Source organism: Campylobacter concisus, assembly GCF_902460625.1.
Lineage (GTDB): Bacteria > Campylobacterota > Campylobacteria > Campylobacterales > Campylobacteraceae > Campylobacter_A > Campylobacter_A concisus_AD.
In genome coordinates, this window is record NZ_CABPUT010000013.1 from 1 (window position 1) to 14,096 (window position 14,096).

Genomic DNA, 14,096 nt, shown 5'->3' on the forward strand with positions numbered 1-14,096 from the left:
TGATAGCCGAACATAAAGTTTAGTAATATAGTATTGGTAAAAATTAATAAATTTATAAATCCTTTCTTGCATTTACTATTTTTTAAGCTAGTGCTAAATAAAACTAGATGACGGCAAATTTGAAGCGATGACAAGCGTTGATAGGCTAAATTTTATACTTAAAGTGGTGGAAAATAATAGAAAATACGGCTGTAGAAATTATTGGGGATAGTCAAAAATGAGAGAACTTTATAAGATTTATTTAAAGGACAATGCGCAATTGGGGCAAATGCCAAAAACAATTCACTACTCTGGTAACACTCTTTTGCCAAAGCCATTTGCACTAAGTATTGTCAAGTATAGTGACAATGAAGGATATTATTTGCTTTATCTTGACAAATTTGGAGAAGAGCAGGCAGATACGTATCATGAGACTTTAGAAGATGCTTTTGGGCAAGCAGAATTTGAATTTGGCGTAAAAAAAGATGAGTGGTTTTTGGTAAAAAATCAATAATCTTGCAGGATAGTTCACAAAAGAGTTTGCGGTGAATAAAAAGTTAAAAATAGTTTTACAAACAGAATTCGCATGTGATAGCGTATTTTGGATATATGATGAATTTGGTGAAAACATAAATGGTGGAACGTGTGTAGAGCAAGAAGAAGAAACATCTTGGGATAGCAAACTCCCAGATGAACTGTTATCTTGCCCAGATATAAAAAGGCTCTCGACGGAGATTATGAAAGAATACAATAGTCTTTTTATAAACAATGAAAAAGAATTTAGCTATAAGGGCTTTGCTAGTCCCGAATCCGAAGCAAAATACATGCAAAAAAATCAACGAACTTAGAAAAATTTTATATGAAAAATGTGGAGACAAATACGAAATAGTAGATGATTTGCATTAAAATAAGCTTTTAAATTATAATAAATAAACTCCTTAAAAGATACAATAACGGGAGTTTATTATCTAGTAACAGATATAAAAGAGACAGCTAAAGGCATAGCAAATACTCTCTCAAATGCAGATACGCACATTTATAACGGCTTAATGAAAAGCGAACTAGATACGGTATTAGGTGATTATGAGAGTGTTACCGCAAGAGATACCGGAGCACATGGTATTTTTTTGGGACAACCTATTTTAATTTTTTAAAATTGAATTAATAATTCTTTAAAAAACGTTCCAAAAATTTGGGATTGTCCCATATTTGGCACAGATACAAAGTGCTTCCAAGTACGTTAGAATGGGACTTTAAAGCACTTTTTTCAAAATTTTCTCTCTATCTAATCTAAAAGTCAAAAAATTAGGTTTGAAAATTAGGTAAATCAAAAGTAAATGAATTACTTTTGAAATTTTACCTCTGCTTGATGTATTTTATACTTTGCATAGTCGCTATCGCTCCGCAAAGAGAAATTGATCAGTAAAGAAAAAAATATTGCAAAAATGTAAAATATAATAGTATTTCTATTATATTAATATAATAATTATTATATATAAACATAATAAATTATAATTATTATGTAAAGCAAATCTATTTTACATAGATACATTTTTGATTTTATGCTATAGTACTAACTACACAATTTAAATCAGTAAAAGGAGAAGTATTAAATGTCTCTTCATCAGGACGTATGTGATGCATACAACATAAATAGATATGAGTTGGCTGAAAAGCTTGGTGTTTCAAAAACTACACTTGATAGCTGGAGTGATGAAAGCAGAATGACGAAAGCAACTCGCTTGGCACTAGAGCTTATGCTTGAAGATCATCATAAGACAAAGCTTTTGTCTGATTTAAACGACTCGCTTTCTAAAATTGTTTTTTTATATAGCAACAATGATGAGAATATAGACATAGACGATGAACTAAAAAAAATTGCGAGTAGAATAAGGCATATTCTAAACGAATATGATCTCAGCCTTGCAAAGGCTAGCAAGAGCCTAGAGTTTCCAGATTTTGAATATTTAAACAAGGTATTAAAAGCTCAAATTTATCCTAGTTTTGACTTTTTAAAAAAGTTTTCAGATGTTTTTCATATCTCAAATGAGTGGCTCGAGGATGGTAAAGGGCATCCATTCGATTTAGAGATAATAGGCTGCAGATATTTTTCTCAGTTAAAAGAAAAAAAGAGAGAATTTAATAAGTTTTATATCGTTAATTGCACAGATAATATAGAGTATACAAAATTAGTTGCTGAGGATAAATTGGGTCGTTTTGATATATTTGAAAGAGATTTTTGTATAGGTGATCGTTTCATCATGAGTGGCATAGAGTGTAGCGATCTTTTTGAATTATATAGTTTCTACACTGAAAATAGGGGGTCATACGTATCCTTAGTTACGCTTGAGCCAGATGATTATAAAAAATTGCTTTCAAGAGACTATTATGCTGGCAATATTTTAAAACGTGGCAGAGGATCATGTATGCTATATGACTTATTTGATCTAGACTACTATAATCAAGAAAGGTATGGCGATTTTTTTGTTGAGTGCACCAATATTATTAAAGAAATAAAAGAAAGAAAGATAAATAAATAAGCGGTCAAGGTACATCGCTGACTGCTTATTTATTTTTATTATCTTGTTTTTTTTAAAAACTAAAAACAAATATTTTTAAAAATTTATAGGCACCTAAGTCTAGTCAGTTTGTTTTTGTTCCACATACACCCAAAGCGTATATATTATAAGTTCCTAACTTACTTATAGCTTTGGCTTGTTTTAAGTATCTATTAGGTTGATTTTTAGCTTTTATATTATGAAATATATAAATTTTAAGCATATTTTAAGAACCCATTCGACCAACGCCGAACGCCGTTTAAAGGGCTTATGATAAAAAAGATCAAAAGCGGACGCAACATAGAGGCGCTGGAGTTTTATTTTGAGCCTCAAAAAATAAGCGATATTGAACGAGACGAGAAAGAGAATCGCCGAAATTTGGATACGATAGCCGGCGATATAAAACGTCAAGATATGCTAAAGCAATTAAAGCGCAGCAACCCTATCACGGGCAAAGTCGTTAATGACTTTGACGCATATATAGGTAGGTATTTGCGTATATACAATGAAAAAACGGACGCTATAGACGTACTAAAGATTCAAAGCATCGAGAAAAACGGAAAGCAATTAGAGGCAAAGCTTTTAAACGTCGATGACGGATATTCAACTGCCATGCTCTTTGATAACTTTAAGCATTTTAAAAATACTTTTGAGAAATATGGGGATTAGCCCCCCTAAAAATCTGTACAGTTATTTTTAATTTTGTGCAGATTCCCCATAGGCTTTTGTCAAAAGTTGCTTAAATTTAATGTCTGGGTTTAATTTAAGTTTCTTAAGTTCTTCCATTATTTCGTCATAAATTCTAAATATAGCATTTTCATCGCCAGTTATCATCGCGTAAAAGCTTTTTCCATCAATTACTTTAATTTTAGGGTTCTCCGGTCTTGGCAAGTGCGTTTTATTATCAGAAGGAGTAAATGCTTTGTTATATGGAGTTGGTTTATTAGGAACTACCTCTACATAATATCCAGTAAATCCTTCTCTATCAGTTAATACTGATGCTATATCATCATATATTGCTACTTTATGATTTCCTTTTGTAGTATTCCATTTATTCTTAATCTCTGCAATAATTTTTTTATCTTCAGAAATAATATCTATAATCTCACCAACTTTTAAATTCTTAAAACCTTTAATTTCACCAATAATCTCTTCGTGAAAAGTCCCTATTGCGTTTTGTAATGTCTTTTGTATTTGTCTAGATTTTTCTGCCTCGATCCACTGATCATAAGTCATTTTATTAAAACTTGATTCTAATAAAGCCGAAAATGGATCGATGACATTGCTATAAATATCATTAGAATTCTGAGCCTTTGTATAAATTGTATAAAGCTTTTTAATTATTTCTGAAAGTGCATTATTATTTTCAAAATACGACATTTTGCCTACCTAAAAGTTTAACTAATTTATAATCATAACAGGTTTAAGCATATAACAACTTTAATAATATTTTTGATAAAATAACCATAAACAATGTTATATAAGGTTAAATTATGATTTTTGAAAAAGAATATTACAACATATCTGAGGTAGCTGACATATTGTCTATATCAAAAGAAACGTTAAGAAGATGGGATAAAAATGGTAAATTAGAACCTGTCAGACATCCAATGAACAACTATAGAGTTTATCATAGAACTCAATTACACAACTTTGAAGAAGCACGGTTAATGTTTAATACGCTATGGGATGAGGAATTAGACACGAAACCCCTAAGAAAATATAAATCAGTAGAATTGTTTGCAGGAGCCGGTGGATTAGCTTTGGGTTTTGAAAAAGCAGGTCTAGAGGCTATTTTATTAAATGAAATAGATAAATTTGCTTGTAAAACCTTACGAGAAAATAGACCCTCTTGGAATGTGGTTGAAGGAGATGTGGCTCAACTAGATTTTACTAAATTTAAAGGTAAGGTAGATGTCTTATCTGGCGGATTCCCTTGTCAAGCTTTTTCTTATGCAGGTAAAAAACTAGGTTTTGAAGATGCAAGGGGTACACTGTTTTTTGAATTTGCAAGAGCTGTTAAAGAATGTAGACCAACTATTTTTTTAGCCGAAAATGTAAGAGGCCTATTAAAACACGATAATGGCAGAACATTAGAAGCAATTAAATCAGTCATTGACGATATTGGATATAAATTAATCACTGAACCCAATGTGTTAAAAGCCATGTTTTATCAAGTTCCTCAAAAAAGAGAAAGATTGTTTTTTGTTGGAGTAAGACAAGACATTATGAAAAAAATATCATTAAATGACTTCAAATGGCCATCCCCTTATAAAAGAATTATGACTCTTAGGGATGCTTTTAAAAAAGGTGAACTATATAATACGGATGTCCCAAAATCCCAAGGGCAACAATATCCAAAAAGAAAAAAAGAAATTTTAGATTTAGTTCCAGCGGGTGGTTATTGGAAGGATCTTCCTGATATTTTACAAAAAGAATACATGCAAAAAAGTTATTTTCTAGGTGGTGGTAAAACGGGGATGGCAAGAAGATTGTCATATGATGAACCAAGTCTAACCTTAACTTGTTCTCCAGCACAAAAGCAGACGGAAAGATGCCATCCAGAAGAAACAAGGCCTTTAACCGTTAGAGAGTATGCCAGAATTCAAACCTTTCCAGATGATTGGGAATTTATTGGCTCTATGACAAACCAGTATAAACAAATTGGCAATGCTGTACCAGTAAATTTATCTTATGCAGTAGCAAGGAGCTTGGTTAGACTTTTAAATATTATAGAAAAGAATAAAAAATTAGCATGATCTTATTTAATACTCTTTGGACATGGCAATTTGTTTATTTCTTTAGCTATCAAATTTCTAAGTACCTGGTTTTTGCTGATGCCTTTTTCTTTGGCTTCTTTGGTTAAAAACTCCATCTCATCGTCAGATAGATACGCCGTCATCTGACGAGTCGGCGGGTTTTCTGATTTTGGGCGCCCTAGTCTTTTATATTTGGCCAAAGTAGCTTCTAGCTCGGAAATCTTATCTAGCTTTGCCGTTTGATCGTCCGCCTCTGCAAACCCGATCATTACATCGTTGTTTAGTTTAAAATTTGAAAGGCTCTTCACGATAAAGCCTTAGTTTTAATGTATTTGATAATTTTATAGTATTGCGAATAGAAGTCTTTATACTGGGATCTTGATAAGCCGTTTTGATTATAAAGATCCGCAAAGCTTAAGCCATTTGCGATAGCATTCTCAAATATGGCTGATCTTTTTAAAAGCATATATTCGACGTCGTTTTTAAATCCAGCTCCTTTCAAGGCCTCTATAATAGTTTCAAGATCTCCTCTATTTATAATATCCGTCACCAAAACCATCATATTTTTAGCATAGTCTTTTATTTGATTGTAGGTTTCTGCCGCTTTAAACACAGAGTTTATTTTGGAGTAACCGGCATGATAACGAAATCGCACTCTTTTAATATACTTAGCACTCCAGGAGCCACAAAGCCGCCAAAATCATAAACCGTATCGTCTGCTACTTTGCAAAGATTAGAAAATACCACTTTATCATATATTTGAGTAACTATGGAATTGTCGTTAGTCTGTAAATTTAAGCCCAGATCCTTAGCTAAACTGAAGGCCAAAGGCGTTTTACCTACTCCACCTTTGGAATTAATTACCGCTATTCTCATAAAATCCTTTACAAGTTTTTAAATATTATAACTTAATTTATATTAATAACTTATTATATATAGCAATTTTATATATTTAACAACTTGTAAAATAGCTCTATCAATAGCAATATGAGCCAGCCAACGCCATAAGACCAAAATGTAGTATTTATCTTGAAATAACTAATTTATTTAAATAGCACTTAGAAAACTATTTAAATAAATACAAAATTATTGTTGTTTTTAGCTTCTAATTTTTGGTATCACAGTGTGTACTATCTTTTATACTCCTGGCATCGGAGAAATAGCTATTTTTACGCTCCTACACTTAGGACAATAGTTTGGTGTACCATAACCAGCTCGACTAGTCCATTCATATTTACAATCATTGCATTTACACCTATAAACTATTGTTTTATTGGTATTTTCAGCCATTTGATTTTCCTTTTAAAAAGATGTATACTATGTATATTATAGTATAAAAAAATAAATGAAGGATTAAGATGGCTGAAAATTATAAAAAATACTCTGAAGAAGAAGCCCGAGAAATAATGGGAAAAATACTGAAGGTAGGATTTAATGGTGCAATACTCATAGGAAAACTCGCTTGCAAAGGTATTCATTATGCAACTAGGCCAAAAAACGAAGAAGACGAATATCCTACAACAAAATTGGGGAAAATGAAGCAAATAATATACGATATTACCGAAATTCAGGATAAGAATAGCGACGATTCTCATAACAATGAGTCGGAATATTCTAAGTTTAAAAAATCGCTCAATAAAACTAAAGAGGAATTAGACAAAATAAAACAAAATAGCCAAAATCGAAAAGAGGAGATACAAAAAGAAATTGATGCATATGGCTTTTTATCTGTCGCAGATTGCCTCAGTTGTCACCATAGATGGGTAGAATTAGGAAAGCAAGTGGATGCTTCATTTTGTCCTAAGTGTAAAGAAACGAATAAAAATAAAATATTAGTAAAAGAAATACATGATGCAAATGATCTATATTAGCTAATAAGCACTCAATAAATATTGTACTTTATTTGTCCAAAGAACCTTAAATTACAAACCCCATAAAATACGGCATTTCGCTCTTTAAGTTTTGCCCGGTCTTACCACTCATAAACCTTAAACTAAAAACATACCCTTTCAAAAAGCCCTAAACATAGCTTTCCCCTCTTTTACTATTGAAAACAATTATTTTCAAAATAAAAATGTCAATATGTCCTATTTACTGGGCTTTTAAAAGTGTAAAATAATAAAATTTAAGTTTGGGAAACTTAAAGTAGTAAAAATGGCTTAAGAATTTAACTAAAAATAAGCAAATTTTCGTTATTTCTTAAAAAGTATAAAAGCTCAAAGATAACCATTATAAAATCTGTCCTTGAGCCATTAATAAATACTAGAGGCTTGGTTATAATCTTTATGATATATCGTTTTAACAAATTCCTAAATATTTTCTTCTTAAATATTCCGCTTGCTCTTTTGTAATCTCTTTGCTAAGCTGAGATATATTTATTGATGAGTAAAGCTCGCTCCAGTATAAGCTTAAATCCCAATTAGGATGAGTATTTGAATTCTTACAATCTAAAAACTTTTGTAAGTCTTTTTTGAGCCATGGCGACAAAGTATTTTCATCTAATATGATATTCTCTTCCATATTACCACCTATCTAAATTTTTATCTTTTTCTTTATCTTTTATTGTTTGTGATAATTTCAACTGCTCTTTTGCTATCATCTCTTTCTTTTTGCTTTCAAGTGATGCTAATTGAGATTTTATTTTTTTAATTTTCTCATCTATTGAAACTAACTCGCTCATAGCCATTCACCTTTTTACTGATAAAGATTTAATTAATAGTATAGCGAAGTTCAATGAAAATTTTTAAGGCCGTAATAGCTATTTTTTAATTGTGGTAAGTTTTATCATGTATAATTTTGGTCGTAAATAGTATTAATTGCAGGATAGGCAATAACGCCAAATTTGTCCGACATTTTATCTCGGACTTTGGGTTATTGCCAACTCTGCGAGGCTCAGGTATAGGATAAGTATAATGGAAAATAATAAGACAAAAAAGAGTTTTAGAATAGAAAACAATTTGTTAAATTTGGTTGAGGCATATTTGAAAGATAGTAAGTATAATTTTAGTGATTTGGTTAATGCTGCTATTATGAATTTTATATCTACTGGTGATATTGAGGGATCTAAAAAAAATACTTTGTTGTTAAGAGAAAACAACAAAGAAGTTGAGCTTAGAATATCAATATCTAAAAGTGAATATAAGTATTTAGTTGATCTATCTAAAAAACATGGTTTTAACTCAGCTACCAAAGAGGCTAAATTTTTATTATTAAATCTTTTAAATTCCGATAGCCCTATTTTTAATAATATTGAAATGGAGGAGTTAAGAAAATCTAACTATGAGCTTAATATGGTTGGTAGGAATATTAACCAAATGCTAAAAGTATTATATGAGCAGGATTTGAAAAATTTTAAAGTAAATTATGAAAATTTAATATCAGTAGTAAAAGTAGTAAATGACAAAATTTCTGCCGTAAGCGATAAGATAGAAAAGTATATCAAGATTTTAAATTTAAAACTAAAGTAATATTTAGATGAGAAAAAAGAGAATACTTGATGACGAATGGTGGCGACCCAAAAGAGTTATTACTGATTTAGAAAAAAAGGCTAAGAGTTCTTACGCATATAATAATCAACGAGGTATTTATAAAAATAGATTTAAGAGTGTTATTACATATACAAAAGCACCTTCAAAAAAACAAACGGAAGTTGTTATTAAATTTACCGGATCTAGTAAAAATTATGAGGGGCTAAAAGCACATCTAAGATATATTTCTAGAAATGGCGAGGTTGAAGTCCAAAGCTCTGATGGTTGTAAATTTATAGGAAAAAGTGATTTAAATATTTTATCTGAAAGCTTTAATAGCGGCGATCGCATACCAACACAAAGAGAGATAAGAGATAACTCGCTAAAAGAGCAGAGAGAAGCAATACATGTTGTTTTTCTATGAAAGATTATCAATTTGCATCTGGAGCTAAAATTAAAAAAGCAGCAATGAATTGTGTATCAAAAATGTATCCAGATAACTATTTTTGTATAGCGATACATAATGATACGGATAATCCACATTGCCATTTGGTTTTAAAGGTAAAAGATTATCTTGGCAGGAGAATAAATCCGAAAAATCTGATATAGCTAATTTAAGATATTTTTTTGCTAACGAGTCTATAAAACTAGGATTCGGAGCAAAGTAAATCAAAGTCATCACTAGACCCATCGCAATAAATAACTTTTTGAGGCTCTTTTAAAAATACTCCTAACTTCTTTTCCTCTAAAAAAGCTCATATAGTTTCATCTCTTGTCCTTTATTCTATAAAATAGTTAAAATTTTTACCCTTTTGGGAGAAAAAGGTAAAAATCTAATTATTTGAAATCTTTTTGATAATTTCACTTAATACCTTAAAATCTGTAAGTTCAGTTTGTAGTTTTTGATTTTCTTTTAGTAGATTGATCGATTGTATCGTTTAGCTGCTAAATTTATCAGTGGTTATTGCCACTTTCAAGCTGCACTCGTTCATACCGATTTTTACGCTAGCTGTTTATATGTTAAATTTTGCTATTTGCAAAATTCCTTTACGTCGGCTGCTATCATTTGCTTTTTCTTTTTATATCTTCTACAAGAAGTTTTCTCATGTAAATTTCTAGCTAGAAAAGTTTCATCGCACTTACAATCCAAATACGTTATTTCTTCTTGAGTAAGATAAATACTTACTTGCACAGTGTTTTTCTTTTATTTCTTGTCTTTTTTATCTCGCATCTCATAAGTTTTTACATCGCTGTTTTGTAAAGCAGTATCGATACTAATATCTGCTCTTTTTTGTCATTATCTTATATCCTTTTAATAGTTTTTATATCAAATTAATATATTTAAAATTAAAATAATATAAATTAAGATTTGCTTTTTATAGCTTTTAAAAGTCTTCTATATTCGTTAAAAAAGCTCGAGTAGCTCCTTTTCGATAAAGAGCTTTCATTATATAACTCAGTAAAAGATAATCCGTAGTTTGCAGCGTTATTAACGATCTTAGAATTTTTGAAATAAAAAGTTGGTATATCTTTGTATCTCTTATCAAGCTCATTTTCTAAAAATTCTTCTTCTCTATCATCTTTATAGTTGGTTGCAAGAAGTATTATATTTGAATTTATTGAGATAATTTCATTTATCGTTTCTACTGTTCTGATAAATGAATTATATGTTGGCAAACAAGGGATAATTACGACATCACAATTTTTATAATATCTAAAACCCCAGAAGCAGAAAACCCACCAAAGTCATATACACAATCGTCAAGATCCTTGACTTTGTCTAGAATTTTTGCTTTGTCTGGGTAGATCTGTTCGATACAAGAATTGTCATTAGATTGCAAAAAGTATCCAAAATCCTTTGCAATACTAAAAGCAAAAGGCGTTTTGCCTACGCCGCCTTTTTTGTTTAATAGAGCTATTTTCATTATTTTTATACTTTGCTTTTTATCTTTATTTTTAATGCTCCCTTAAATTGCTAAAAATCGGTAAAATCAAAAATCTTATTGATTGTTTTTTGATATTTTTGACAATTTTTGTTCCAGTCGATCACTTCAGTTATTGTGCAAATATTTTTTAGATTTTCCTTGAAAACCATTACATTAGCACACTCGTCTGTACTAAGCAATTCTATCTCTTTATTCCTCCTGTCAAGTATCATTTAATTTGTTAAGGGCTTCGCTAATTCCAACTTGTTTATAATCTCTTACCTTTTTCTAGTAATTGTAAAATTAAGCTCCGTTTTTTGATTTTGTGGCTGAGGAATAATATTTGGTTTTAGTTCTTCTTTAACCTCTTTCTCATCGAAGTCAAAAAGACTTCTAGCTCCATCATATTTGTCGGTAGAGCTAGTATCTTTTTTAATGTCTTAGTAGTTTTTCTTTTATCTCTTTCATCGGATATCTCGCGTCGCTTAGATTGAGATATTCTTTGTAGATCGATAGTCCCCCCATTATCTTGTAAATTTCCAGATCCGTATTGCCCATCTCTCTTAATTTCTTCGCTTCGTCCTCGCAAAGAATATCTTTCTCCCAATACTCCTGCCTGTATAGAGCTATCGCTAACTCCTCTAGCTTCTCCTCGTTCACTAGCCCTCTGGCTTGGATGTCGTCTATCATCCCCAAGTTTTCCAAAGCTGTCGTCCAGCGGTAAAGTATCGTTAGTTTGTGCATCCAGTCGCCTGATTGAATGTTCGAAGGTGCTGGATATGTTGATCTCATTATCTCTTGTTGCTCCACGTCCAGACGTTTCTCGATATAAGCTTTCATCCGATTTATCACTTCCTCGCTAGGTTCTATCGTATCGCAAGTCATCGCTCTCCAATTCACCCAGTCGTGATTGATGGTTATTAGTAAATTTACTAACTCTTTTTTGATCTGCTCTATTTGCTTTTGATTGATCTGACTGGATTGATTGATTTGGTTCTCCATATTCTTGATTATCAAATATAGATAATCCGAGAAGTTGATCTCCTCTTGTAGTGGCGTCCACTCCATTTCCATCATATCCGTAAATCTCTTTTTGGTTATTAGCGGCCGATTGCCCTTTATCTTGTTCTGCGGATTTGATAGGATAAGGTTGTTCTTGGTGTCCACGAAGTCCCAGATCTCATCTATGGTCTCTTTGAAATTTTGCTCTGACAATTCATTGTATTTAGGATTTAATATGTGAAACATTATATATGCTCCAAGTTTATTTATTGAATGCAATTTTACTATTTTTACATAAACTATTGCATAACTGGATAGTTTTGTCTTGAGACTAGAGCTATATGGTTTCAATTTATACACGCAGTTTAATATATTTATCGTATTATATAGAAACATTTTTAAGGAAATGTCTTTATAAGAAAATTCTTTAATCTTACAGTAATGAAAAATTTGCCTAATATACTACTTGGCTAAATTAAAAATTTTTAAAATGTTTTTTAAATTTTTAATTTAGCTTTATATTTTTCCCAAAAATATTTTTTTCTGGGAAAAAAATTTCTATCATAATAAAATCTGAGTCTTTTTCTGGGAAAATTAAGTAGGCAATAAGGCGAAAAAATGTAAATTCGTGTCAAAAAATGAAAAAAAGGACAAATATGGCAAGAGAGATTATAGACCTTGAGAAATCTCGTTCTACGAGTGCCAGACTTTACAATCGTACGCAAGAGATAGTAGATAGCCAAACAGGTGAAGTAAAAACGATAGTAACCAGCTTTTTACAAAAAGAACAGTCAAAAGATGCCTTTATAAAGGTATTTGTTGAAAACTTAGACTTTTTAGTTGAAAATCTTTCAAACAATGCCAGAACGGTTTTTTTAGTAATGATAAAAAATGTCAATTATAAAAATATCTTTAAATATGATAGTGATTTTGTCAAATACTTTGAAGAGAGGAAGATCCTAGCAAAATCAAGCGTATATCGTGCCCTGAAAGAGTTAGAAGATAAGCAGGCAATTTTTAAAATCAGTGAAAATGACAAGGATAAATTCGACATTATAGGTAAAAACTCATTTATGCTCAACCCACAAATCGTAGGCAAAGGTTCAATAAAAGACCTCAAACAGCTAAGACAAACGACTGTTAAAACATTTAATTTCGAAACACTTGAGATGACAAAAGAAATTTTAACTGATGCGGCCTATGATGGATTCGACAAGGTTTTGGCAGCCCCCGATGATTTTCAGATTGATAGCGTAAAACAGATCCAACATTCAGCAAATAAGAGTGAGACTGAAATCGTGATATCAAAAAAACATGATGAGGAGCCAGCCGAGGACAAGCCAGAAGCCATCGAGGTAAAATCTGAAATAACAAATGAAACAGCAAGCGGCGTAGAGAGCGATATTGCCGATATTATGAAATTTGTTGGAGTGTTTAAGGGTGATTTTAAAGGCGATGCTAAGTCACTTAGGGCTGCTAAATCAGATGAACTAAATCAAAGGGATGAATAATGAAAGTTTTTTTCGACCTAAATATTATTATAGATATTATTGATACTGATAGAGCAAACAACCAAAAAGCTATTGCACTAATGCAAAATTTAATGCGAAATGGCACTGATATTGTTATTAGTGAAGATAGTATTAGTACACTTTATTACAATTTGCGTCATTCAAAGCAAAAACAGCTTATATTGCTTGACTTTCTAGAAGTGATAACTCAAAAATGGCAGCTAGCAAGCTTTGGCGTTGAAACAATAAAGAAGGCCATAAAGTACTCTAAAAATTCTAACGCCGACCTGGAGGATGCATTGCAATACTTTTGCGCAGATAAAGAAGGCTGCGAAGTTATATACACGTGTGATAAAAACTTTCCAAAAATTGCTATTGCCGTAAAAAATTATGATTAATTATAATTTTTTGGGAAAAATTTTGCTGGTGTGGTTAAATTTTTCCCACACAGAAAACCATTTTTCCCAAGCACGGGAAAATATGAAATGGCTGCAGTCCACGAAATCACTGCACTTTAAGACCATTTTTTATAGTGTTTTCCCTTCTTATTCTTTTCTTGTTGCAGAACCAAAAATAAGGTAAATCAAAAGTAAATAACTTTTGAACTTTTATAATTGTGCTGTTAATTTTTTGCAAGCAAAAAATTCGCACAAAGATAAAACACCAAAAAAGAACCATATTATCATTGGTTTATTTTATGATCTTTGCTTTTTTTTTACCGTAAAGTACTTTTTTTGCAAATCGAGGGCAGTGTTTGTTTCTTTTTTTGGGAAAAAATTTTATATAAGATCAAATTTTGTATTTTTTTGGGAGATTTTTTATTTCATTAAGAGATAATATTCGTGTTGTTGATTATGTTTTTATATCCTGATCGATGCTACTTATTTTTACAAGA

The 14,096-nt window shown here is 31.1% G+C and carries 18 protein-coding genes and 1 pseudogene; 11 read left to right on the top strand and 8 right to left on the bottom strand.

The features are described 5' to 3' along the window. The first annotated feature begins 268 nt into the window (after positions 1–268). The 4 genes from F3G69_RS08865 to F3G69_RS08880 all read left to right on the top strand — a co-directional run bounded on the left by F3G69_RS08865 (position 269) and on the right by F3G69_RS08880 (position 3,206). Complete coding sequence (locus F3G69_RS08865; RefSeq protein ID WP_223154752.1) at positions 269–493, top strand: hypothetical protein; 225 nt, start codon at positions 269–271, stop codon at positions 491–493. A 31-nt stretch (positions 494–524) separates the two neighbouring features. Further along, positions 525–827 carry a hypothetical protein gene (locus tag F3G69_RS08870; protein ID WP_149715028.1) on the top strand — a complete coding sequence of 101 codons (303 nt, stop codon included), beginning with the start codon at positions 525–527 and terminating at the stop codon, positions 825–827. A 765-nt stretch (positions 828–1,592) separates the two neighbouring features. Further along, entirely contained in the window at positions 1,593–2,519 is a 927-nt protein-coding gene (locus F3G69_RS08875; RefSeq protein WP_149715029.1) for a helix-turn-helix domain-containing protein, read from the top strand. Between the two features lie 288 nt (positions 2,520–2,807). Further along, positions 2,808–3,206 carry a hypothetical protein gene (locus tag F3G69_RS08880; RefSeq protein ID WP_149715030.1) on the top strand — a complete coding sequence of 133 codons (399 nt, stop codon included), beginning with the start codon at positions 2,808–2,810 and terminating at the stop codon, positions 3,204–3,206. Between the two features lie 27 nt (positions 3,207–3,233). On the opposite strand, the gene F3G69_RS08885 is transcribed toward F3G69_RS08880, so the two are convergent. Continuing rightward, positions 3,234–3,917 carry an Eco47II family restriction endonuclease gene (locus F3G69_RS08885; protein WP_103628150.1) on the bottom strand — a complete coding sequence of 228 codons (684 nt, stop codon included), beginning with the start codon at positions 3,915–3,917 and terminating at the stop codon, positions 3,234–3,236. 113 nt (positions 3,918–4,030) lie between these two features. Here F3G69_RS08885 and dcm point away from each other — a divergent pair, with 113 nt between their 5' ends. Further along, entirely contained in the window at positions 4,031–5,296 is a 1,266-nt protein-coding gene (dcm, locus tag F3G69_RS08890) for a DNA (cytosine-5-)-methyltransferase (protein WP_103628149.1), read from the top strand. 2 nt (positions 5,297–5,298) lie between these two features. Here the strand turns inward: dcm and F3G69_RS08895 are convergent, their stop codons facing one another. From F3G69_RS08895 to F3G69_RS09345, 3 genes are read right to left on the bottom strand one after another with little or no spacing between them, the layout of a single operon-like run. After that, positions 5,299–5,604: a hypothetical protein gene (locus tag F3G69_RS08895; RefSeq protein ID WP_149715031.1), complete on the bottom strand. Its 306-nt coding sequence runs from the start codon at positions 5,602–5,604 to the stop codon at positions 5,299–5,301. Then, the gene (locus F3G69_RS08900) at positions 5,601–5,909 is read right to left on the bottom strand and encodes a hypothetical protein (protein ID WP_103628147.1); all 309 of its coding nucleotides are present in this window, start codon (positions 5,907–5,909) and stop codon (positions 5,601–5,603) included. The genes F3G69_RS08895 and F3G69_RS08900 overlap by 4 nt, the downstream gene beginning before the upstream one ends. A gap of 5 nt (positions 5,910–5,914) precedes the next feature. Further along, the gene (locus F3G69_RS09345) at positions 5,915–6,172 is read right to left on the bottom strand and encodes a P-loop NTPase family protein (protein ID WP_188115357.1); all 258 of its coding nucleotides are present in this window, start codon (positions 6,170–6,172) and stop codon (positions 5,915–5,917) included. A 482-nt stretch (positions 6,173–6,654) separates the two neighbouring features. Here F3G69_RS09345 and F3G69_RS08905 point away from each other — a divergent pair, with 482 nt between their 5' ends. Then, complete coding sequence (locus F3G69_RS08905) at positions 6,655–7,167, top strand: hypothetical protein (protein ID WP_103628146.1); 513 nt, start codon at positions 6,655–6,657, stop codon at positions 7,165–7,167. Between the two features lie 427 nt (positions 7,168–7,594). Here the strand turns inward: F3G69_RS08905 and F3G69_RS08910 are convergent, their stop codons facing one another. After that, positions 7,595–7,816, bottom strand: a complete 222-nt coding sequence (locus tag F3G69_RS08910) for a hypothetical protein (RefSeq protein WP_103649459.1) — start codon at positions 7,814–7,816, stop codon at positions 7,595–7,597. Between the two features lies 1 nt (position 7,817). Then, complete coding sequence (locus F3G69_RS09350) at positions 7,818–7,976, bottom strand: hypothetical protein (protein WP_188115358.1); 159 nt, start codon at positions 7,974–7,976, stop codon at positions 7,818–7,820. A 232-nt stretch (positions 7,977–8,208) separates the two neighbouring features. Here F3G69_RS09350 and F3G69_RS08915 point away from each other — a divergent pair, with 232 nt between their 5' ends. Genes F3G69_RS08915 through F3G69_RS09665 form a run of 3 tightly spaced genes read left to right on the top strand, consistent with a single transcriptional unit; the run spans position 8,209 to position 9,372 of the window. Continuing rightward, a complete protein-coding gene (locus F3G69_RS08915; protein WP_149715032.1) occupies positions 8,209–8,763 on the top strand; it encodes a hypothetical protein in 555 nt (184 codons plus the stop codon). 7 nt (positions 8,764–8,770) lie between these two features. Next, the gene (locus F3G69_RS08920; protein WP_149715033.1) at positions 8,771–9,187 is read left to right on the top strand and encodes a hypothetical protein; all 417 of its coding nucleotides are present in this window, start codon (positions 8,771–8,773) and stop codon (positions 9,185–9,187) included. Further along, positions 9,184–9,372 carry a relaxase/mobilization nuclease domain-containing protein gene (locus F3G69_RS09665; protein WP_103628142.1) on the top strand — a complete coding sequence of 63 codons (189 nt, stop codon included), beginning with the start codon at positions 9,184–9,186 and terminating at the stop codon, positions 9,370–9,372. The genes F3G69_RS08920 and F3G69_RS09665 overlap by 4 nt, the downstream gene beginning before the upstream one ends. 753 nt (positions 9,373–10,125) lie before the next feature. Here the strand turns inward: F3G69_RS09665 and F3G69_RS08930 are convergent. Together F3G69_RS08930 and F3G69_RS08935 are read right to left on the bottom strand one after the other, a co-directional pair. Further along, a pseudogene (locus tag F3G69_RS08930) lies at positions 10,126–10,688 on the bottom strand (P-loop NTPase family protein). Between the two features lie 432 nt (positions 10,689–11,120). Further along, entirely contained in the window at positions 11,121–11,936 is an 816-nt protein-coding gene (locus F3G69_RS08935; protein ID WP_149715034.1) for a hypothetical protein, read from the bottom strand. A 410-nt stretch (positions 11,937–12,346) separates the two neighbouring features. On the opposite strand from F3G69_RS08935, the gene F3G69_RS08940 reads away from it, so the two are divergent. Further along, complete coding sequence (locus F3G69_RS08940) at positions 12,347–13,201, top strand: hypothetical protein (RefSeq protein WP_103583808.1); 855 nt, start codon at positions 12,347–12,349, stop codon at positions 13,199–13,201. After that, entirely contained in the window at positions 13,201–13,599 is a 399-nt protein-coding gene (locus F3G69_RS08945; protein ID WP_103583807.1) for a type II toxin-antitoxin system VapC family toxin, read from the top strand. The genes F3G69_RS08940 and F3G69_RS08945 overlap by 1 nt, the downstream gene beginning before the upstream one ends. Positions 13,600–14,096 lie beyond the last annotated feature (497 nt).

Bases quoted from the DNA above. Each gene is read 5' to 3' on its own strand.
- F3G69_RS08945 (WP_103583807.1), top strand. From the start codon at position 13,201: ATGAAAGTTTTTTTCGACCTAAATATTATTATAGATATTATTGATACT.
- F3G69_RS08905 (WP_103628146.1), top strand. From the start codon at position 6,655: ATGGCTGAAAATTATAAAAAATACTCTGAAGAAGAAGCCCGAGAAATA.
- F3G69_RS08935 (WP_149715034.1), bottom strand. From the start codon at position 11,936: ATGTTTCACATATTAAATCCTAAATACAATGAATTGTCAGAGCAAAAT.
- dcm (WP_103628149.1), top strand. From the start codon at position 4,031: ATGATTTTTGAAAAAGAATATTACAACATATCTGAGGTAGCTGACATA.
- F3G69_RS08885 (WP_103628150.1), bottom strand. From the start codon at position 3,917: ATGTCGTATTTTGAAAATAATAATGCACTTTCAGAAATAATTAAAAAG.
- F3G69_RS08940 (WP_103583808.1), top strand. From the start codon at position 12,347: ATGGCAAGAGAGATTATAGACCTTGAGAAATCTCGTTCTACGAGTGCC.
- F3G69_RS09345 (WP_188115357.1), bottom strand. From the start codon at position 6,172: ATGAGAATAGCGGTAATTAATTCCAAAGGTGGAGTAGGTAAAACGCCT.
- F3G69_RS09665 (WP_103628142.1), top strand. From the start codon at position 9,184: ATGAAAGATTATCAATTTGCATCTGGAGCTAAAATTAAAAAAGCAGCA.
- F3G69_RS08875 (WP_149715029.1), top strand. From the start codon at position 1,593: ATGTCTCTTCATCAGGACGTATGTGATGCATACAACATAAATAGATAT.
- F3G69_RS09350 (WP_188115358.1), bottom strand. From the start codon at position 7,976: ATGAGCGAGTTAGTTTCAATAGATGAGAAAATTAAAAAAATAAAATCT.
- F3G69_RS08920 (WP_149715033.1), top strand. From the start codon at position 8,771: ATGAGAAAAAAGAGAATACTTGATGACGAATGGTGGCGACCCAAAAGA.
- F3G69_RS08880 (WP_149715030.1), top strand. From the start codon at position 2,808: ATGATAAAAAAGATCAAAAGCGGACGCAACATAGAGGCGCTGGAGTTT.
- F3G69_RS08910 (WP_103649459.1), bottom strand. From the start codon at position 7,816: ATGGAAGAGAATATCATATTAGATGAAAATACTTTGTCGCCATGGCTC.
- F3G69_RS08865 (WP_223154752.1), top strand. From the start codon at position 269: ATGCCAAAAACAATTCACTACTCTGGTAACACTCTTTTGCCAAAGCCA.
- F3G69_RS08915 (WP_149715032.1), top strand. From the start codon at position 8,209: ATGGAAAATAATAAGACAAAAAAGAGTTTTAGAATAGAAAACAATTTG.